The organism is Polaromonas sp. P1_E11, assembly GCF_056405995.1.
In genome coordinates this window covers 644,825-665,398 of record NZ_JBFUBA010000002.1, presented here as the reverse complement: position 1 = coordinate 665,398, position 20,574 = coordinate 644,825, and the positions used below count along the sequence as shown (strand labels likewise).

General features: G+C 63.6%; 17 protein-coding genes. 12 read left to right on the top strand and 5 right to left on the bottom strand.

Translation table 11 applies throughout. The annotated features are described in order from the left end of the window. Nucleotides 1–75 precede the first annotated feature (75 nt). The 9 genes from AC1D11_RS10620 (at nt 76) to AC1D11_RS10580 (ending at nt 11,550) form a co-directional block, all read left to right on the top strand. Complete coding sequence (locus AC1D11_RS10620) at nt 76–1,140, top strand: FecR family protein (protein WP_477646420.1); 1,065 nt, start codon at nt 76–78, stop codon at nt 1,138–1,140. A gap of 126 nt (nt 1,141–1,266) precedes the next feature. Continuing rightward, nucleotides 1,267–3,660 (top strand): TonB-dependent siderophore receptor, encoded by a 2,394-nt coding sequence (locus tag AC1D11_RS10615; protein WP_477646419.1) that lies wholly within the window; start codon nt 1,267–1,269, stop codon nt 3,658–3,660. Between the two features lie 92 nt (nt 3,661–3,752). After that, complete coding sequence (locus tag AC1D11_RS10610; protein ID WP_477646418.1) at nt 3,753–5,066, top strand: lysine N(6)-hydroxylase/L-ornithine N(5)-oxygenase family protein; 1,314 nt, start codon at nt 3,753–3,755, stop codon at nt 5,064–5,066. A 21-nt stretch (nt 5,067–5,087) separates the two neighbouring features. After that, the gene (locus AC1D11_RS10605; protein ID WP_477646417.1) at nt 5,088–6,326 is read left to right on the top strand and encodes an MFS transporter; all 1,239 of its coding nucleotides are present in this window, start codon (nt 5,088–5,090) and stop codon (nt 6,324–6,326) included. After that, on the top strand, nt 6,316–6,927 hold the full coding sequence (locus AC1D11_RS10600) for a GNAT family N-acetyltransferase (protein ID WP_477646416.1): 612 nt from the start codon (nt 6,316–6,318) through the stop codon (nt 6,925–6,927). The genes AC1D11_RS10605 and AC1D11_RS10600 overlap by 11 nt, the downstream gene beginning before the upstream one ends. After that, on the top strand, nt 6,924–8,807 hold the full coding sequence (locus tag AC1D11_RS10595) for an IucA/IucC family protein (RefSeq protein ID WP_477646415.1): 1,884 nt from the start codon (nt 6,924–6,926) through the stop codon (nt 8,805–8,807). The genes AC1D11_RS10600 and AC1D11_RS10595 overlap by 4 nt, the downstream gene beginning before the upstream one ends. Next, entirely contained in the window at nt 8,804–9,628 is an 825-nt protein-coding gene (locus AC1D11_RS10590) for a siderophore ferric iron reductase (RefSeq protein ID WP_477646414.1), read from the top strand. The genes AC1D11_RS10595 and AC1D11_RS10590 overlap by 4 nt, the downstream gene beginning before the upstream one ends. 75 nt (nt 9,629–9,703) lie before the next feature. Further along, nucleotides 9,704–10,858 (top strand): aromatic ring-hydroxylating oxygenase subunit alpha, encoded by a 1,155-nt coding sequence (locus AC1D11_RS10585; protein ID WP_477646413.1) that lies wholly within the window; start codon nt 9,704–9,706, stop codon nt 10,856–10,858. A gap of 32 nt (nt 10,859–10,890) precedes the next feature. Next, nucleotides 10,891–11,550 carry a DUF1345 domain-containing protein gene (locus tag AC1D11_RS10580; RefSeq protein WP_477646412.1) on the top strand — a complete coding sequence of 220 codons (660 nt, stop codon included), beginning with the start codon at nt 10,891–10,893 and terminating at the stop codon, nt 11,548–11,550. A gap of 46 nt (nt 11,551–11,596) precedes the next feature. Here AC1D11_RS10580 and AC1D11_RS10575 read toward each other — a convergent pair whose 3' ends face one another. From AC1D11_RS10575 to AC1D11_RS10560, 4 genes are all read right to left on the bottom strand, one after another. After that, a complete protein-coding gene (locus tag AC1D11_RS10575) occupies nt 11,597–11,761 on the bottom strand; it encodes a hypothetical protein (protein ID WP_477646411.1) in 165 nt (54 codons plus the stop codon). Then, complete coding sequence (locus AC1D11_RS10570; RefSeq protein ID WP_477646410.1) at nt 11,758–12,708, bottom strand: DMT family transporter; 951 nt, start codon at nt 12,706–12,708, stop codon at nt 11,758–11,760. Before AC1D11_RS10570 ends, AC1D11_RS10575 begins: the two co-directional genes overlap by 4 nt. Continuing rightward, the gene (locus AC1D11_RS10565; protein WP_477646409.1) at nt 12,705–13,226 is read right to left on the bottom strand and encodes a methylated-DNA--[protein]-cysteine S-methyltransferase; all 522 of its coding nucleotides are present in this window, start codon (nt 13,224–13,226) and stop codon (nt 12,705–12,707) included. Before AC1D11_RS10565 ends, AC1D11_RS10570 begins: the two co-directional genes overlap by 4 nt. 215 nt (nt 13,227–13,441) lie before the next feature. Further along, the gene (locus AC1D11_RS10560) at nt 13,442–14,950 is read right to left on the bottom strand and encodes a DNA-3-methyladenine glycosylase 2 family protein (protein WP_477646408.1); all 1,509 of its coding nucleotides are present in this window, start codon (nt 14,948–14,950) and stop codon (nt 13,442–13,444) included. 231 nt (nt 14,951–15,181) lie between these two features. On the opposite strand from AC1D11_RS10560, the gene AC1D11_RS10555 reads away from it, so the two are divergent. From AC1D11_RS10555 to AC1D11_RS10545, 3 genes are all read left to right on the top strand, one after another. After that, the gene (locus tag AC1D11_RS10555; RefSeq protein ID WP_477646407.1) at nt 15,182–16,567 is read left to right on the top strand and encodes a phosphomannomutase/phosphoglucomutase; all 1,386 of its coding nucleotides are present in this window, start codon (nt 15,182–15,184) and stop codon (nt 16,565–16,567) included. Between the two features lie 234 nt (nt 16,568–16,801). Further along, nucleotides 16,802–17,860 (top strand): lipopolysaccharide heptosyltransferase I, encoded by a 1,059-nt coding sequence (waaC, locus tag AC1D11_RS10550; RefSeq protein WP_477646406.1) that lies wholly within the window; start codon nt 16,802–16,804, stop codon nt 17,858–17,860. After that, complete coding sequence (locus AC1D11_RS10545) at nt 17,857–19,233, top strand: 3-deoxy-D-manno-octulosonic acid transferase (RefSeq protein ID WP_477646405.1); 1,377 nt, start codon at nt 17,857–17,859, stop codon at nt 19,231–19,233. Before waaC ends, AC1D11_RS10545 begins: the two co-directional genes overlap by 4 nt. 298 nt (nt 19,234–19,531) lie before the next feature. On the opposite strand, the gene AC1D11_RS10540 is transcribed toward AC1D11_RS10545, so the two are convergent. Further along, nucleotides 19,532–20,545, bottom strand: a complete 1,014-nt coding sequence (locus AC1D11_RS10540) for a cupin-like domain-containing protein (RefSeq protein ID WP_477646404.1) — start codon at nt 20,543–20,545, stop codon at nt 19,532–19,534. Nucleotides 20,546–20,574 lie beyond the last annotated feature (29 nt).

Sequence of the window (20,574 nt, the reverse complement as noted above, 5' to 3'; positions counted from 1 at the left end):
ATTTGTATTCTTGCTTTCCCGGCATAGGGTTTCGGCTTGTCCGTGCGTCTACATCCAAGAGCCGATAAGCACACCATGAACACCCCGCCGCCAGCCCACCCGCCAGCCGCACCGTCCACAGAGCCCGACGAAGCGGCGCTGGACTGGTTCGTGCGGCGTACCGGCGGGCAGTTTGGGGCGGCGGACGAGGCTGCCTTCCAGGCCTGGCTGGCGGCAGACAGCGCCCACGGCGTGGCCTTTGCGCGCCACCAGCGTGACTGGCGTTTGCTCGACGCGCTACCGGCAAACGGCTTGCGCACGTTGAGGCAGAACCTTGCCGATGACAAGGCTGCTGCCGCGCGTAACCCGCCGCGCCGGCGCGCCTGGTGGCAGGGGCTGTCTGCCTGGGTGCCGCAGGGCGCGCCGGCCGCCGTGGCGTTGATGGTTTCCTGCGGCGGCTATATGGCCTGGAGCCTCTGGCAGCAGCAACCAGTGTTCGAGCAGAGTTTTGCCACCACGCGAGGCCAGCAGCTGGAGGTGGTCTTGCCGGAAGGCAGCCGCCTGAGGCTGGACACCCTTACCACCGCCGACGTGACGCTGTACCGTGAGCGCCGTGAAGTGCGCCTGCCGCAGGGACAGGCAGTGTTCCAGGTCAGGGGTGACCCGGCGCGTCCTTTCGATGTACTGGCCGGGCCTTTGCGCATCACGGTGGTCGGCACGCGGTTTTCTGTGCGCTACACGCCCGGTGTGCCCGGCGGTACAGGTGTGCAGGTTGCGGTGGAAGAAGGGCGTGTGCGCGTGGCGCGCGCCGAACGGTCCGCTACCGATGCGGCGATCGAACTGGTCGCTGGCCAGCAGATCGCGAGCGACATGTCGGGATTGCTGGGTGCGGTGTCTGTCGTGCCCGCAGCCGGGATTGCGCCCTGGCGTGAAAGCCGTGTCAGTTTTGACAACACGCCTCTGAACCAGGCGCTGGCCGAATTCGAGCGTTACGGCCCGGTGCATCTGACGGTGCGGGAGCCGGCCGTGGCCGCACTGCGTGTGACGGGCACGTTCGACCCGCGGCGGCCGGGCAACTTCGCCCGCATCCTGCCGCAGGTCTTGCCGGTGCGGCTGCGCGAGCAGGGCGACGAGGCCGAGATCGTCGCCGCCGGTCATTAGTCATTAGCCTGGACGGGGCTGACATCAGGACACAAAAAAACTTTGCGCCTGACCTAGGGTTTCCCGGAACCCACGCGTCTACATGAGAAGGATTCTTATTTAAACCTTCTCCCGGAGATTGCACGCATGCCTCGTTCCCGCTTCCACCTGCCCCCGTTGGCCCTGGCTTTGGCCCTCGGAAGTACGGTGGCTTATTCCCAAACTTCCGGCAGCGCGCGTGCCGCCATACCGGTACAGATCAGCATCGCGGTGCAGCCCCTGGCCCAGGCGCTGAACGACCTGGCGCAGCAAGCCGGGCTGGAGTTGATGGTCCAGCCCGCTCTGGTGGCTGGCAAGACGGCGCCCGCGGTATCGGGCCGGTTGACGCCGCAGCAGGCGCTGGACCAGTTGCTGGCCGGCAGCGGCCTGGCGGCGGCCATAGACGGCAATGTGTTTGTGGTCAAGCCTGCTTCAACGTCATCGGGCGCGGCAACATTGCCGCTGGTGACCGTGACGGCCGGCGCGGAGCAGGAAACGGCCACCAGCGGCGGCAATGGCTACGTCGCCAAGCGCAGTGCCTCGGGTTCCAAGATCGACACGCCCATCATCGAGACGCCGCAGTCGATCTCGGTGGTGACCAAGCAGCAGCTGGAAGACCAGAAACCGCGCAGCGTTTCCGAGGCCTTGAATTACTCGCCCGGTGCCTTCACAGGGCTGGTGGGCGCGTCCAACCGCTATGACTACGTGGCGCTGCGCGGCTTCAAGGACAGCAGCGTAGACAGCACCCTGCTTGACGGGCTGCGCATGTTGAGCGACCAGGGCAGCTACACCTCGATGCAGGTGGATCCTTATTTCCTGGAGCGCATTGACGTGGTGCGAGGCCCGGCGTCTGTGCTGTACGGGAGGGCGTCGCCGGGCGGCCTGGTGGCGCTGACCAGCATGACACCGCAGTTCCAGCCTTACCGGGAAGTGCAGCTCACCATCGGCAACCGCAACCGCCGGGAAGCGGCTGTCGATCTTTCGGGGCCCATCGACAAAGACGGTGTGATGGCCTTTCGCCTGACGGCACTGACGCGCTCGCTCGATTCCCAGTTCAGCACGGTCAAGGAAGAGCGCCAGGCGATTTCTGCATCCCTGGCGATCCACCCGTCAAACGACACGCGCCTGTTGCTGCAGGCTTATCTCCAGGATGACCCGGAGGGCAGCTATCACAGCGGGGTTCCGGCGGACGCCAGCCTCAATGCCAATCACAACGGCCGCCTGATTTCGCGCTACTTCTTTGACGGCGATCCGAGCGTGGAGAAATACCAGCGCAAGCAACGCTTCCTCGGCTACCAGTTCGAGCATGCCTTTAACGATGCGTGGAAGTTCCGGCAGAACTTCCGCCACGTGACGGCAGACACCACGCTGCGCCAGATCTACGGCTACGGCTGGGCCAGCTCCAGTGAGTTGACGCGCTACTATTCCGGCGCCAATGAATCGACACGCGGCAACACCATCGACAACCAGCTTGAAGGCCACTTCCAGACGGGCGCGCTCAAGCACACCCTGCTGGCCGGGCTGGACTACCAGAAGCGCCGCGTCAGCGGGAACTGGGAGTCGGGCAGCGCGCTGCCCATCAATGTGTTCAACCCGAGTTACGGCGCCCCGGGCCTGACCGGCGTGACCAGCGACCCGATCGACCGCAAGCTGGAGCAGACCGGCCTCTACCTGCAAAACCAGACCGAGCTGGACCGCTGGCGGTTCACGCTGGGCGGCCGCATGGACTGGGCCAAGGCCTCCAACCAGTATGGTTTGGGAAATCCGGCGCAGTGGAGCGGCTCCAAATTCACCAGGCGGGCCGGCGTTGTCTATCTGTTTGACAACGGCGTTGCGCCCTATGTGGGCTATTCGGACGGCTTTAATCCCAGCCTGCGCAATGACCGGCAAGGCAACAACCTGCCGCCCGCGGAGACCAAACAGCTGGAAGTCGGCATCCGCTACCAGCCTAAGGACTCCAACACCTTGCTGTCGGCGGCGGTGTACGACCTGTCGCAGAAAAATGTCGCCACACGCCCGGTAGGCGCCACCTACTTTGAACCTACCGGGAAGGTGCGCTCGCGCGGCCTGGAACTGGAGGCCCGTTCGCAGCTGAGCCGCAAGGTCTCGGTGCTGGCAAGCTACACCTATACCGACATGAAGTTCACCGAATCGTCGGACGGCTTCACCGGCAACACGCCGTACCAGGCGCCGCGCCATATGGCCTCGGTCTGGGGCGACTGGAACTTCGCACAGGGCTACACCATGGGTGCGGGCGTGCGCCATGTGGGCTCGAGCTGGGTCGACAACGCCAACAGCATGAAGGTGCCGCCCTACACGCTGGTGGACCTGATGCTGCGCGTTGATCTGGCCCAGCTGAATCCGTCGCTCAAGGGCGCCAACCTTCGCCTGAGCGTCAATAACCTCCTCGACAAGACCTATGTGGCGTCGTGCCTGAGCCAGCAGTACTGCTACTGGGGCGACGCGCGCAGCGTCAACGCGACCCTGACGTATCAGTGGTAGGAACGCGGCCCGGTGCTGTAGCCAGCGGCGGGCATTCTTTTGATCACCATGCGCCGCCGGATGGCGCACCAGAAATCAGGGAGTTCAGTGCAATGAAAAATGATGTCTATGACTTTATTGCGATCGGGCTTGGACCCTTCAATCTGAGTCTGGCCTGTCTGGCGGAGCCGATCACCGAGGTGAACGCGGTTTTTCTGGAGCGCAATGCGGAATTCAACTGGCACCCCGGGATGCTGATTGACAACACCACACTGCAAAACCCCTTCCTGGCCGACCTGGTGAGCCTGGCGGACCCCACCAGCTGCTTCAGCTTTCTCAACTACTGCAAGGAAGAAGGGAAAATCTATTCGTACTACTTCCGCGAGAGCTTCTACCTGACGCGGGCTGAGTACAACGCCTACTGCCGCTGGGCAGCGGCGCGCCTGTCCAACGCGCGCTTCGAGTACGACGTGCAGGAGATCGTCCACGACATCGAGAACGGCTGCTATGTCGTGACCGGTGTGCAAGGCCCGCAGCGCGAGTCTTTTGTCATGCGCTGCCGCAAACTGGTGCTGGGCGTTGGCTCCAAGCCCCGTTTCCCACAATGTTGCGCGCCGGGCGGGCATCGCTACCTGCACACCGCCGACTACATCACCCGCAAGGCCGAGCTGCAGAAGAAGCACTCCATCACCATCGTTGGCAGCGGCCAGAGCGCGGCTGAGGTCTACCACGACCTGCTCAAGGACGCCGATGGGCACGACTACAGCCTGACCTGGATCACCCGCTCTTCGCGCTTCTTCCAGATGGAGACCACCAAGCTCACGCTGGAGATGTTCTCTCCCGACTACATCGACTACTTCTACAACCTGGCCGATGGGAAGAAGGAGCGCATCGTCCGTGCGCAGGACAGCCTGTACAAGGGTGTCAACGCCAGCCTGATAAACCAGATTTACGACCTGCTGGACGACAGGCGAAAGCAGGGGCCACTGCGCACGCACCTCATTACCAATTGCGAGTTGCAGGGGTGCCGCTACGACGCCGGAAGCGACAGCTACGAGATCGAATTCCGTCAGCTTGACTGCGACGCACGTTATGCGCACCGCAGCGAGGGGCTGGTCTTTGCCACGGGTTACCGCGAAAACATCCCGCCTTTCGTTGACGGCATCCGCCACCGCCTGCGCTGGGACGAACAAGGCCGCTATCGCCTCGCGCGCAATTACGCCGCCGATTTCAACGGCAACGAGATATTCGTGCAAAACGCCGGCCAGCACACCCATGGCATGACCAACCAGGACCTGGGCATGAGCTGCTACCGCAACTCCTACATCCTGCGCGAACTCACGGGCGTGGAGCACTACAAGATAGAGCGACGCGTCGCGATCCAGGATTTCACCATTCCGGCCACTGCGGACTTTGTCCTGCTCTGAGGCCTGAGGCGCACAACCAACATGAACCTCAGATTCCACATCATCACGATGACGGTGCTGGCCGTCATCAGCGACGCCATCCTGATTCCCTTCTACCCGCAGTTTTTCAGCGCCCGCTACGGCATCGACAGCCCCGTGCATGTGGGCGCCTACGTGGCGGCTATTTCCATCGCCGTGATGTGCACCCTGCCGCTGTGGGCGCGCGTAGCACGCCGCGTCGAACCGCTGCACTTGCTCGTTTACACGCAGTTTGCCGCCGGCACTTTCAGCCTGCTGAGCGACTGGGCGCCCACTGTGGAGATCTACTGGGTGCTGTCGATGCTGATGTTCATGTGCAAGAGCAGCTACCTGCTGATGTACCCGTACATGATGCGCCTGACCCCTAAAGAGCAGCACGCGGCAACCATTGGCATTCTGTCGGTGGTGGTGCACTTCGGCGCCATCTTCGGCGCGGTGGTGGGCGGCTTTGTGCTGCAGACCTGGGGGCCGCGCGCCAGCATTTTTGCCATGGCGGCCGGCGACTATTTCCAGATGGCCGTCTGCTTTTACCTGATCCGCAGCGGAAAGATCATTCGCGTCAACACCGGTGAGCAGGCAATGGCCGAAGCCACCGAAGCGCGCCGCGTTGGGCTGCTGGCCCGCCTGCCCATCCTGAGGCTGGCGCTGGTGATGCTGATGTTCGACTTCAGCGCCTACCTGATCCGTCCCTTCTTCGCGCTGTACTGGCAGAAGATCACTGGCAACGACAGCGAGCTGCTGTCGGGCATGGCCTTCGCTATACCGGGCGTGGTGGCCATCGTCGCGTTGCGGCTTCATGCCTGGATACGGGCGCGCGGTGGGGACCTGCCCGACCACACGGTGGGCAATCTGATGCTGGGTGCGGTCGGGTTGCTGCTGCATGCGGCACCCGATCCCTTTCTGGTCGTGCTGGGGCGTGTGCTGTACGGCTGGGCCTTCTTCCAGATCATCGTCAAGCTGGAGGTCAACCTGTTCCGCCTATCAACGCCGCAGCGCTATGCGCAGGACTACAGCATCACCAATTTCTTCCAGAACATGGGCGTGCTGCTGTCCTCGTTTGCGGCGGGCGCGATTGTCAATCGCTACGGGCTGCATGTGCCATTCCTGCTGGCAGCCGGCGGCTTTGTCCTTACAGCGCTGCTGGACCGCCTGATTCTCAAAGTGCCCAGCGCCGGGCATTTGGAGGAAGGCGACAAGTCAGCCCATCCCGCCTCTCTAAAGGAGCCCGCCCATGCCAATTGATACTGACACGATCCATCGCCGCGCCGATGCAGTGCAAAAGCCCTATCGCGACGAGGCCGGTTTTGTGTTCCGCCCGCTGCGGATACCGGAGGACATCCCGACTTTGCACCGCTGGTTTACGCAAGAGCGTGCGGCCTTCTGGCTGATGCAGGACAAGACCGAGGACGAAGTTCGTGAGGCCTACCAGCGCATGATGGATTCCGGCGGCGCCACGCCCTACATCGGCTGGTACGAAGGCCAGCCAGCCTTCCTGGCGGAGTGCTACGACCCCGCGCAGGACCGCATCAAGGCCTTCTACACGGTGCGGCGCGGCGACCTGGGCATGCACATTTTTATCGGGCCGCCTGAGCGGCGCATCGCCGGTTATTCGCGCACCGTGTTCCATGCGCTGATGCGCTTCATGTTCGCCCACCTGGGTGCGCAGCGCATCGTCGTGGAGCCTGATGCCACCAATCACAAGGTCCATGCCTTGAACCGGTCGGCGGGCTTTGCCTACGACCGTGATGTGATCTTCCCCGAGAAGATCGCCAGCCTCGCCTTTTGCACACGGCGGGATTTTGAACAGGCTACGGCCGCCACCCTAGAGGAAGTCCATTCATGAACGTCACCATCGCCCACCAGATCGCGCACGACCCGGCCCGGTTCGCCGTCCACCTGACGCCGGAGGTCTGGGCTCAGGCCAACCGCCTGCTGTTGCGCAAAGCCATTGCCGAATATGCCCATGAGATCATCATCGAACCGGAGCAACTGCGTGCAGGGAAGGGTGGCTTCGCGTTGTACCAGGTGTGCTCGGACGACGGCGTCGTGTGCTATCAGTTCGAAGCACAACGCCTGGCGCTGCGTCATTGGTACATCAAACCGGAATCCATCTGCAAGCTGGTGAACGGCACAGACCAGCCGCTGGACGCGCTGCAGTTCATCATCGAATGCCGCCAGCGTCTGGGCATACGTGATGAGCTGCTGCCCATCTACCTCGACGAGATCAGCAGCACGCTCTTCGGCAGCGCCTACAAGCGCATGAAGGCAGACGCACCCAGCAGCGCCCAGCTGGCTGACGCCACCGACTTCCAGACCATCGAAGTCGCCATGACCGAAGGCCATCCGGGGTTTGTCGCCAACAACGGACGGCTGGGTTTCACCGCGGCCGATTACCAGGCCTACGCGCCTGAGGCCGGCTCGGAGATTCGCGTCATCTGGCTGGCCGTGCACAAAGACCACGCGGCTTTCTCCAGCATCTCCACGCTCAGCTACGAGCAGTTGCTGGCTGAAGAGCTGGGGCAAGAAACCGTGGACGGCTTTAACCGCGAAGTGGCGGCACTTGGCGTGAGTCCGGCCGACTACAACTTCATGCCGGCTCACCCGTGGCAGTGGTTCAACAAGCTGTCGATCGCCTTCGCTGGTTATGTGGCCCAGCGCAAGATCATCTGCCTGGCCTACGGCCGCGACACCTACATCGCCCAGCAGTCGATCCGCACCTTCTTCAACACCAGCGACCGCAGCAAGCGCTATGTGAAGACCTCCCTGTCCATCCTGAACATGGGCTTCATGCGCGGCCTGTCGCCCTATTACATGTCGGGCACGCCGGCTATCAATGAGTTCATCAAGGACCTGGTGTCGGGCGATGCCTTCCTGCGCGCGAACGGCTTCACCATCCTGCGAGAGGTCGCGTCAATCGGCTTTCGCAACCACTATTACGAAGCCGCGATACCGGTCGACACCCCTTACAAGAAGATGTTCTCGGCGCTGTGGCGCGAGAGCCCGCTGCCCTTGCTCAAACCGGGCGAACGCTTGATGACCATGGCCGCGCTGCTGCATGTCGACAAGGACGGCCACGCGCTGCTGCCTGAACTGATCCGCCGTTCCGGCCTGAGCACAATGGCCTGGCTGAAAAGCTATCTGGCGTCTTACCTCACGCCGCTGCTGCATTGCTTCTACAAGCACGACCTGACCTTCATGCCGCATGGCGAGAACCTGATCCTGGTGCTCGACAAGCATGTGCCGGTGCGCGCCATCATGAAAGACATCGCCGAGGAATGCGCCATCCTCAATATCGAAGCGAAGGCGCTGCTACCGGAGCGCGTCAATCGCCTGGCGGTCGATGTGCCCGACCACTTCAAACTGCTGGGCATCTTTATCGACGTGTTCGACGGCGTGCTGCGCCACATCAACCAGGTGCTGGTGGAAAACGCCTGCTGCAGCGAGGGAGACTTCTGGCAATCGGTGGCCGACTGCGTATCCGATTACCAGGATGCCCACCCCGAGATGGCCGCAAAGTTCGCGCACTATGACATGTTCGTGCCCGAGTTCCTGCATTCCTGCCTGAACCGCCTGCAACTCGGCAACAACGTGCAGATGGTCAACCTGGCCGACCCCGCTTCCAGCCTGAAGATGGCCGGCAATCTCGTGAACCCGATTGCCGGGCTCCGCCGCCGCGCCGCGCACCGGGCCGAGGCAGAACCGGTTGTGGAAAGCGTTGCATGAGCTTTGACATGCGGGCGGAGGACACGGTGCGCGACGGCGCTCCGTTGCAGGCGTGGGCGTCCGCGCCCAACGCTGACCTCGCCCGCGTGTTGCAACTGGCCGGGCGCATCGCACCCTCGCTGCGCGGCGAGCAGGGCAATGCGCCGCTGCCCAGCGCACTGCGTCATGGCCACGACGCAGCGCCCAGGCCGGGCCCGTTGCGGGCGCTGTGCCGGCACTGGGCAGAGGCCTACCCCGAAGCCGGCGCGCACTATGTGGCACTGCGTTGTTGGGGCCTGGCGATCTGGCAGCCGGTCTACTTGAGCGTGATCGCCGCGCATCTTGATACGCATGTCCCGCGGCTGGCCGGCCTGGCACAACCCGTGGTGGACGGGTTTCCCAGCGGTTTTCAATTGCCGGTGCACGCGCCCATGAAGGCCGGGGCGCTGCCTTCACGCATCCGCCTGGCAGCAGGCGAGCTGCGCGACCTGTGCCAATTGACGCGCGCGGCACTCATGCCGTTGGTGGCCCTGCATGCACGCGCCGCCGACCGGCTGCAGGCCGAGTGTGTGCTGGGCGCGCTGCTGCTGGTGCATCGCAGCCGGTCAGTTCTGGCCGATAGCGAGGTCGCCGCGGTAGGTGAGGAATGGCTGGCGCAGCTGGGCATCAGCGGCGGTTGCGGCTTTTTTGCCTACCGGGCGCGTGACGGGACGCCCGCGCTCGCCCTCGACCGCAAGGTGTGCTGCCACTACTTTCGCCGCCATGACGGCGAGAAATGCAGCACCTGCCCCAAGCTCCCGTTCGACAAGCGTATCGCCCGATTGCTGGCCGATCCTTCGTAGTCCGGGCCATTGATTCCGCGATGCGGCTGTGCCCTTCTCAAGGCCGGTGTGCTTCGCCACGCCCTGGAGAGTTCCATGAACGATATCGCACGCCTGGTGCATGTCATGCCGGCCGATCCGCAGCTGCCCGTAGGCGCGTATTTCGACGAAGCCTTGTTCGCGCGTGAGCAGGCCTTGATCTTCAACCAGTCCGCCCGCTACCTCGGCCATGAAAAAGCCGTGCCGCAGGTCGGCGACTGGCACCGGCTCGCGCAGGAAGGCGGTGGCCGCGTACTGGTGCGCAGCCCGCAGGGCGTGGAGCTGTTGTCCAACGTCTGCCGGCACCGGCAGGCGCTGATCCTGGGCGGTGAAACCGGCGACGTGAGCGGGCCCGCAAACCCGAAAGGAAACCTGGCGGCGGCGGGCGGGAACATCGTCTGCCCGCTGCACCGCTGGACGTATAACAGTAGCGGCGAGTTGCTGGGCGCGCCGCAGTTCGAGCAAAAACCCTGCAAGAACCTGCAGCGTTTTCCCTTGCGAAACTGTCACGGCCAGCTGTTCGAAGGCCCGCGCGACCCGGCCCAGGATATGGCGCCGCTGTTCAAACGGCCAGAGTTCGATTTCTCGGACTTTGTGCTTGACCACGTGGAGGTTCATCAGTGCAACTACAACTGGAAGACCTTCATTGAGGTCTACCTGGAGGACTACCATGTCGCCCCGTTTCACCCGGGTTTGGGCAGCTTCGTCAGTTGTGACGACCTCAGCTGGGAGTTTGCCAACTGGTACAGCATGCAACGTGTCGGCGTGCACGAGTCGCTGAACGAACCGGGCTCGGACATTTACAGCATCTGGCATGACCGCCTGCTGAACTACCGCACCGGCACGCCGCCTGATTTCGGAGCAGTGTGGGTGACCTACTTTCCGACCCACATGATCGAGCTGTACCCGCACGTGCTGGTGCTGTCCACGCTCTACCCCAAGGGACCGCAGGACACGGTCAACGTGGTGGAGTTTTACTACCCCGAAGAGATCGCCGCCTTCGAGCGGGAGTTCATCGAAGCGCATCGCGCCGCCTACATGGAAACTGCCAGGGAAGACGACGAGATCGGTGAGCGCATGGATGCGGGCCGGCGCGCGCTGCTGGCGCGCGGCGTCTCGGACACCGGGCCCTACCAGTCGCCGCTGGAAGACGGCATGCAGCATTTCCACGAGTGGTACCGGCGGACCATGGGGGCCTCATCTCCCCCTTGAGGCCGGGATGCCGCTGGCCTCACAATGCAGCCATGCGCAAACATTTCTCCGAAACCACGGGCCCGCAGCGGCTCACCCTGGGTCTGGTGGCGGGGCTGATTGTGGCGGCGCTGCCGCTGCCCCTGGGCTGGCAGTTTTGCGGCCTGCTGGGCTGGTGTGCCGGAGTCGGCGTTTACCTGTGGCTGGCCTGGTGGCTGTGCGTGCGCTTCGACGCCAAACGAACGCGGGAACGCGCGCAGGCTCAGGACGAACCCAGTGTGGTGCTGTTTTTACTGATGCTGCTGGCCACCATGGCCTGCGTCGCGGCAATTACGTTGATGATGCAGCAGGCCAAAAACCTGTCGGGCATGGAACGCACGCTGCACATCGTGCTGTCAGTCGCGGCGCTGGCCGCTTCCTGGCTTTTCATGCAGACGATTTATGCGTTTCGCTATGCCCATCGCTATTACCACGAAGAAAAACTTGGGGAGCCCGATGGGCCTGGCCTGTGTTTTCCCGGTGGGCTGGATCCGGATTATTTTGATTTTTTGTATTACGCCCATGTCGTGGGCATGACCTCGCAGGTATCCGACGTGCAGGTCACCTCGCGCGAAATGCGCCGTCTCACGTTGGTGCATAGCGTGCTGTCGTTCGGTTTCAATATGGTGATCCTGGCGCTCAGCATCAATGTGGTGGCAGGGGCGCTGCAATAAGCGGCCGCAACGCCCGTCTGACGCCCGTACCCCGGCGCGCCGGTTTCTAAATCCGAAGCAACTGCTTCTTCAGCGCCATCTTTTCCTTTTTGCGCAGGCTCGCCTCGGATTTGCGGTGCGAGCCGGCCTTGCGCTGCGACGCCGGCGCCACCAGAGGGTTGCGCGGCTTGGGCGCGGTCAGCTTGAGCTTGGTCTTGCGGGCTGAAGTCATCCTTGCGTCGGGCCTTTGCGGCCCAGCTTGAGCAAGCCGGTCGACAGCGCGGTGCCAAGCACAATCACCAAGGCGCAGATCACCATCCAGGCGGTCACATGCTCACCGAGGAAGATTACGCCGTAGATTACCGCAAACACCGGCACCAGGAAGGTGACCGACAGAGCGCGCGGCGGGCCCGCGTTTTCGATCAGGCGAAAAAACAGGATATAGGCCAGCCCGGTGCAGACCACACCCACGGCCAGCAGCGCCAGCCAGGCGTGCGAGCCCGGCATCTGCGCCGGCCACAGCCAGGCAGCGGGCAGGGCCAGGCCGAGGGTTGCGCCTATCTGGCTGCCGGCCGCCGTCACCAGCGGCGGCATGCCCGAGAGGTAGCGTTTGGTATAGCTGGCTGAGATGCCGTAGCAGAGGCAGGCAAACAGGCAGGCCAGCACGGCCCAGCCGGGTGCCACACCCGAGGCATCGGGTTTGAAGGTGGCTTTGTCCCAGGCCAGCATGGCGACGCCGGCAAAACCCACGAAGAGGCCCAGGATGCGCGAGGCATTGGGTTTGTCCTTGAGCCACAGCCAGGCGATCAGTGCGCCGAACATGGGCACGGTAGCGTTGAGAATGGCCGACAGGCCCGTGGTGATGGACAGCAGCGCAAACGAAAAGCACGCAAACGGGATGCCTGAATTCAGCACGCCGATGAAAAAAATCCGCTTCCAGTTTTTCTTCAGGTCAGGCAACAGGCCGCGCAGCCACACGATGGGCAACAGGAACAGCGCCGCAATGCCCACGCGCACGGCGGCCGTCGGCAGTGGGCCAAACTCCACCGTGCTGATGCGCATGAAGAGAAAGGATGAGCCCCAGATGGCGGCCAGCATCACAAAATCGGCGACCCAGTTTTTGGGCTTGGCGAGTGCTGCGCCCAGGGGCGCGACGATACCGGAAGGGCTGGAACTCACAGCGTGTTCTCCTGAAGTGCGCCTTCGAGTTTAAGCAAGGCGGTTTTGCGGTGCAGGCCGCCGGCATAGCCCGTGAGCGAACCGTCGGAGCCCAGCACCCGGTGGCAGGGCACGATCACGCTGACCGGGTTACGCCCGACCGCAGCGCCCACGGCGCGCACTGCGTCGGGTTTGCCAATGCGCTGGCTCACCTGGCCGTAGCTGAGGGTGCCGCCTTGAGGTATGGCCAGCAGCGCCTGCCACACCGACTGCTGGAAGGCCGTTCCGTGACCCAGGTCCAGCGGCAGGTCAAACACCGTGCGCGTGCCGGCATAGTATTCCGTGAGTTGCTGGATGGTCTGCTTGAGCACCGGGTGGTTCGGGTCTTCGCGCCACACATAAGGTTTCACGAGTTGCGGCGGCAGGTGCCGCTGGCCGGCAAACCAGGTGCCGGCCAGGCCTTTGTCGGTCGCGGCAATGATCATTTCCCCCAAGGGGCTGTGGAAGGTCGTCTGGACGATGGAGTTGTCGAATTTCATCTTGTTCACCTTTGAATGGTTTCGAGTTTCTGCCTTATCAGGTCTTTTCCGGGCCTGAATAGGCGGCTTAAGCTGACTTGTCTCTTTCGCGGGCAAAGAGTGGCTCGATCATTCACCGGCGATGTTCGCGCCAAGGCGCTGGACCGTCCAATGAAATCGAGGTGCCACATTCATTCCCCGAACGCATGAATCGGCATGTTGTCGCTGTTGCGCCGTCAGCCTGGGCGCTCCAGCGTGCCGCTCCAGGCGCGTATCACCGCGTAGCTGCGCCAAGGTTTCCAGGCATCCGAGGCCAGCTCGGCCTCCCGTGCCGGGTTCTTTTTTTTCTGCACACCCAGCGCCTTGTGCAGTGCCACGTCGCCCGCCGGAAAGGCGTCGGGCCAGCGCAGTGCCCGCATGGCGATGTATTGCGCCGTCCAGTCGCCGATGCCAGGCAGCGCTTTCAGCGCGGTCACCGTCGTGTTGACGTCGGCGCCGCTGTGCAGTTGCAGCCGCTTGCCTGCCACTGCCTGCGCAATTCCCACGATGGCAGCCTGGCGCTGCCTGACGATGCCCAGTTGCCCGAGTGCGTCTCCGCTGGCTGCGGCCAGCACGGCCGGCGCGGGAAAGAGGCGCGTCAGCTGTGGCCACGGTGTTTCCACGGGTTCGCCAAAATGGTCGACCATGCGCTGCGCCAGCGTGCGTGCGGCGGCCACGGTGATCTGCTGGCCCAGCACGGCGCGCACCGACAGCTCGTAGCCATCCAGCGCGCCTGGCACTCGCAGGCCGTCGCCTTCGGGGAAACTATCGTGCAGCACGTTGTTGATGGTGGCCGGATCGGCGTCCAGGTCAAAGGTAGTGCGCACGCGGCGTATGACCAGCGGCAACACTTCGCGCAGCGAATCGCTGACGCGCAGCACCAGCTGAGAACGGCTTTCGTCAAAGCTTGCCAGCAGCCAGCCGGCATGTAGCTTGCCGCCGGACTCGATGCTGAAGGTCCTGCCCAGAGCGGGCTGCGCGGCGTCTGCGGCAATGAATTCAATGGCACTGATGCAGCGCTTGCTGAAGAAGGCCAGCATGGCCTGCACGTCATAGGGTGGGCGGTAGCCCAGCCGCACGATAACGCCTTCGCCCACCTCGCCGACCCGCGCCGGGCCCTGGCGCCGAAGCTGCGTGGGGTTGAGTTTGTAGTGCTCCACAAAAGCCGCGTTAAAGCGCCGCACACTGGCAAAGCCGCTGATCAGCGCAATCTGCGTAATGGGCAGGTTGGTGTCGGCCAGCAATTGTTTGGCGGTGTGCAGCCTGTGTGTCTGCAGGTATTGCATGGGCGAGACGCCGAACTGTGCTTCGAAAATCCGCCGCACGTGGCGGTCGCTCACGCCCAGCCTGGCGGCCAGTTTTTCTACAGACGGGCCTTCTTCAGCCCACACCTCGGGTTCGTCCAGCAGGCGGGCCGCCTGGTGCGCCAGGATGTAGGACGCATCCTGTATTGACCACACCACTGAGTGCGGCGCCAGCTCGGGCCGGCAGCGCAGGCAGGGGCGAAAGCCCGCGTTCTCGGCCTGCGCCGCATGGTGGAAGAAACGGCAGTTCTCGCGCTTTGGCGTCTTCACGCTGCAGACCGGGCGGCAGTAGATGCCGGTGGAGGTCACGCCGGTGAAAAAGCTGCCGTCAAAACGGGCGTCCCGCGCCTTCAGTGCGAGGTAGCAGTCGTTGTCGGCAAGAGGGGTGGTTTCGCGGTTCATGAGGGAAATGATACGCCGCAGCAGGCTTCTGACTAGCCGTTTTCGGACATGTCCCTTTGGCCTTAAAGCCTCCTCAAAATTCCTTCCAGATTCCCCGTTTGTGTCCCGTTAGATACCACTTTGGCAAAGCTTTCCATAGTCTGAACGGGCCCCCTGGAAACGGTGGCGGCCTACAGTTCGCGAAAGGACTGCCACCTACAATCAAATTCATCAAATTGAAGGATCTCGCCGATGCAAATCAACCCGTCCATCTTCAAGGCCTACGACATCCGCGGTGTCGTTCCCTCCACCATTCATGAGGAAATGGCCGAGGCGCTGGGCAAGGCTTTTGGCATGGCCGCGTTGGCAGAAGGTGAAAAGGCGGTAGCTGTTGGCCGTGACGGCCGGATCAGCGGGCCTGCGCTCAGCGCAGCGCTGATGCGCGGCCTGGCCGCCACCGGCATTGATGTGATTGATGTGGGCATGGTGACCACACCCATGCTCTATTTCGCGGCCAGCACGCTGGCCGGCTCGGGCATCCAGGTCACAGGTAGCCACAACCCCAAGGACTACAACGGCTTCAAGATGGTGTTGGCCGGCCGCGCCATTTACGGCGAAGAGATTCAGGGTTTGCGCCGCGTGATTGAGGGCGACAAGTGGGTGCTGCCTTCACAGGCCGGCGCCATCCGCCAGGTTGACGTGGGCATGGCCTACCGTGACCGCATCGTCTCCGGCATCAAGCTGGAGCGCCCGATAAAGATCGTCATCGACTCCGGCAACGGTATTGCCGGCGCATCAGCGCCCGCCATCTTTCGGGCGCTCGGCTGCGAGGTGACCGAACTCTTCAGCGAGGTGGACGGCAATTTCCCCAACCACCACCCCGATCCGAGCAAGCCCGAAAACCTGCAGGATTTGATCAAGGCCCTGCAAAGCGGAGACGCTGAACTGGGCCTGGCCTTTGACGGCGACGGCGACCGCCTCGGTATCGTGACCAAAGACGGCCAGAACATTTATCCCGACCGGCAGATGATGCTGTTTGCCCGCGACGTGCTCTCACGCGTACCGGGCGGCACCATTTTGTTCGACGTGAAATGCTCGCAGCGCCTGGCGCCCGAGATCGAGGCCGCCGGTGGCGTAGCGATGATGTACAAGACCGGTCACTCGCTCATCAAGGCCAGGATGAAAGAGGTCAACTCGCCCCTGGGCGGCGAGATGAGCGGCCACATCTTCTTCAAAGAGCGCTGGTACGGCTTTGACGACGGCACATACGCCGGCGCGCGCTTGCTGGAAATCCTGAGCCGCGTGCCCGACGCCGGCATCGTACTCAATGCCTTGCCCACGAGTTTCAGCACGCCTGAGCTGAACGTAGCCTGCAAGGAAGGCGAGCCGCACACGGTAGTGGAGGCCTTGATCAAATCAGCGAAATTCGCGGCACCCGCCAAGATCTCGACCATCGATGGCGTGCGCGTCGACTGGCCCGACGGCTTTGGCCTGATCCGGGCGTCCAACACCACGCCGGTGCTGGTGCTGCGCTTTGAGGGCCACACCCAGCAGGCGCTGGAGCGTATCGAGGCCGACATGCTGACCTTGTTGCGGAGCGTCAAGCCGGACGCGAGCTTTGCTGCCGCCATGCATTAAGCTCACCCCCGTCCAGACTCACTTCGTGTAGTCTGTTCCCCCCTTCCAGGAGGCGGCGCCTGCGGCCCGGCAAAGCCGGTTCCGCGGCCCCCACTGGTATTGGAGGGCTCGCTTCGCATCGCGTTCGAGCGCCGTGTAGGGCCCTTGATTGGCTTTTTTGAGGTTTCCGGGGCAAGTGGACGTTCCGGGGGCTTTCTGCGGTGAAAATCAGCGTTTTCGGCTTTCACTGTCTTCATGAAAATTTTGCTGGTCAAGTTGTCCTCGCTCGGCGATGTGGTGCACACCCTGCCGGTGGTACAGGACATCCACGCAGCGCTCCCGGATGCGCGCATTGACTGGGTGGTGGAAAAGTCATTTGCGCCGCTGCTGGCGCGCCACAAAGGTCTGCACCGGGTGATTCCCTGCGAGATCCGGCGCTGGCGCAAGTCATTCTGGACGCTGGCCACGCGAAACGAATGGCGTGCCTTCCAGCGCGACCTTCAACGTGAAGCCTATGACGCCGTCATCGACCTGCAGGGCCTGACCAAGTCGGCGCTGGTGGCGCGGCTTGCCTCGCTGGCACCCGGCGGCAAGCGCTATGCCCTGGCCAACCAGACCGAGGGCTCGGGCTATGAGGCGCCTACCCGCTGGGTGGCCGACGTGGCCATCACCCTCCCACCGCATATTCACGCGGTGCAGCGCTCGCGCGAGCTGGCGGCGCGCGCGCTGGGCTACACCCCGGAAGGGGCGCCGGATTTTGGACTAAAAATACCTGCAACCCTTGAGGGACGGGCGCAAGCAGCTACTGAAAAGATAGCGCCTGCAGCGTCGAAAGGCCGGGTGGTACTGGTCCACGGAACCTCGCGTGCCGACAAGGAGTGGCCGCTGGACCACTGGGTCACACTGGGGCGGCGCCTCAATGGGGCCGGCTACCCGGTGGCACTGGCGCACGGCAACGCCCACGAGCTGGCCACCAGCCAGGCCATTGCGCAGGCGCTGACCAAAACCGCCGCGGACATCGCCCTGGTGCTGCCGCTGCTGCCGCTCGATGCGCTCACCGAAGCGCTGGCGCAGTGCGCCGGTGTCATTGGTGTCGACAGCGGTGTCAGCCACATTGCCGTGGCGCTGGATTTGCCGCATGTGCAGATCTACAACTTCGACACGGCGTGGCGCACCGGCCCCGGCACCCTCGGCCACGGGGGGCGGCAGGTCAGCGTGTTTGCGCGGCCGGCACCCACGGTGGAAACCGTCTGGCAGGCCTGGCTGGCTTGCTGGGCGGTGAGCAGCCCCGCCCGTGCCGGTGGGGCGAAATGAGCGCGCTGGCCCTGAAACTTTATTCGCTGCTGATGTGGCTGGGCCAGCCGCTGCTGCGCCGCAAACTGGCGCGCCGCGGCAGGCAGGAGCCCGGCTACCTTCAGGCGGTGCAGGAACGGTTTGGCCACTACACCCAGCCCGCGGAAACCAGCTCTGAGCTGGTCTGGCTGCATGCCGTTTCTCTCGGCGAAACGCGCACGGCGGCCATTTTGCTCAAGGCGCTGCGCGCGCAGCATCCGGGCTTGCGTATTTTGCTGACGCACGGCACGGCCACAGGGCGCGCCGAGGGTGTGGCCCTGCTGCAGGCCGGTGACGTGCAGGTGTGGCAGCCCTGGGACAGCCCGGGTGCAGTAGCGCGGTTCTTTGGCCACTTCAGGCCGCGGCTGGGCCTGTTGATGGAAACCGAGATATGGCCCAACATGGTGGCCGGCGCCCAGGCGCGCGCCATACCGCTGGTGCTGGTGAACGGCCGGCTGTCCGAAAAATCCCTGCAGCAGGCACTGAAAATGTCGCCGCTGTCGTTTCCGGCTTACGCGGGGTTGTCTGCGGTGTATGCCCAGACCGATGACGACGCCCGGCGGTTTCGCCAGGCGGGTGCTGCGGTGAGCGGCGTGTTCGGCAACCTCAAATTTGACGCTTCGCCTGACGACGCCCAGCTGGAAAAAGGCAAGGTCTGGCGCCGGACGCTTGGGCTTCCGGTGCTTATGTTTGCCAGCTCACGCGAAGGCGAAGAGCAGGAATTTTTAAAGCAATTAAGTGCCGCGGCCCAATCTGAACGGGCGCAACCAGCTATCAATTCTGTAGCAAATGAATTGCAGGCAGAAGCACACAAGGAGGGGCCGGGAAGCCAGTTCAGGGTGTTGCTGGTGCCGCGCCACCCGCAACGCGTCAATGAGGTGGAGGCGCTGGTGCAGCAGCACGGCCTGCGCGTCTCGCGCCGCTCGCACTGGCCCGATACGGCGGGCGGCCCGGCCGTGAACGACGATGCGCTGCATGCGGATGTATGGCTGGGCGACTCGCTGGGTGAAATGGCGCTGTATTACGCGATGAGCGATGTCGCGATGCTGGGCGGCAGCTTCGCACCGCTGGGTGGGCAAAACCTGATCGAGGCGGCTGCCTGTGGCTGTCCGGTCGTGATGGGCCCCCATACCTTCAACTTCACCGAAGCCGCCGAGCTGGCCATCGAGGCCGGTGCAGCCCGGCGCGTGGTCGACATGGAGCAGGGCGTGCGTGCCGCCCGAAAGCTGATGGACAAATCCGAAGCACGTGCCGCCGCTGTGGCCGCCGGGCTGGCCTTCGCCGACCGCAATCGCGGTGCGACTGTGAAGACGGTGGATGCGCTCGAGAGCTTTTTGGCGGCCCCAGCGAAGTAAGGCCACACCATGACCGAGTCATCTAAAACCAGACTACGTGTACCGATCTGGTTCTGGATGCTGCTTTTCATGGCCGCCTGTCTCTTCGGCTTCGGCGCCTATGTGATCCTCACGCTGATCTAACGAAGTCACCCTTCGACAGGCCCAGGGCGAACGGGTATTTAGTGAACGACTGGGATGATCTCTTAAACCCAGCGTGAGCCGTGGAACCGGCTTTGCCGGGCCACAGGCGGGCGGCCCCCTCGGGGGGCAGCGACCCACACGAAGTGGGGGAGCGTGGGGGCCCTATTCCACCGGGCTAACTCTTTTTGTGGCAGGTGCAGTTGTTCCACGCGTAGAGGTGCAAATGGTGCGCCCAGTCGCGCAGCGTGGCCCAGGCGCCGCCGGTGGCGACTTCCCAGGGCGTGAGCCCGAACATGCCCAGGCTGATGGAGGGCTCCACTGACACCACGGAGTGCCAGGTCCGCCTGGGGATGAACAGGGCATCGCCGGCTTCAACGCGGGCGTGGTAGCCATGGGCTTTTTCGAAGGAGGCGAGTTCGCGGACTTGCTCGGGCAGGCGCGAGACGTTGATGTCGCTCAGCGTGGCACCCCAGTCGTATTTGGCGGCCGGGCACATGTGCTGGCGCTGGTCGGGTGAGAAAAGGATGAACTCCTTGACGCCCTGGAGCTGCACAAACCAGTTGTGCGGGAAATCGTTGTGCAGGCCGGTCACGGTATTGGCCGGACCCATGAACACGTATTCCCAGGTCATGCGGCCGGGCCACAGGCTCTTGATCATGAGGTCGCGCCGCAGCTCGGGGTATTTTTCGAGAATGTCCCACTGCGCCAGGTACAAGGTCGTCGGCTTGAACGACTGCATGTGGGCCCAGTTCAGGTGAAAGCGCTCGCCGGGTTTGTAGCCGTCCCGCACCGGCTTGGGCAGCAGGCCGGCCATGGGGTCCGGCGTATGCTGCGCCGACTTGCCGAGTTCCCGCAGGTAGGGTGCGACCGGAAGGAAGGGGCGGCCCTTGGTCACGCCCTGTTCGACCAGGCCATCGGTGAACTTGACCGGCACCTCGGCGCCCTTGCCGGCACAGACGTCGGCGAGGAATTCAAACGACCATTTTTTCCAGGCCGGCCAGTGGTGGATGCCGCCCTTGACCAGCACGGGTTTGTCAAACGGTGGCTGGCGGCCCGCGCGCTTGAGTTCTTCCCAGGTGGTTTCCTCGATCAGCTCGAAGCTGGGGCCTTTGGGGATGTGTACCGGCGCATCGGTCACGCGTTCAGCCTCTATCGGCAAGGGCAGGGGATTGTGTGCGGGCATCAACATGGAAATTCTGGCCCCGGGCCGGCCTTTGT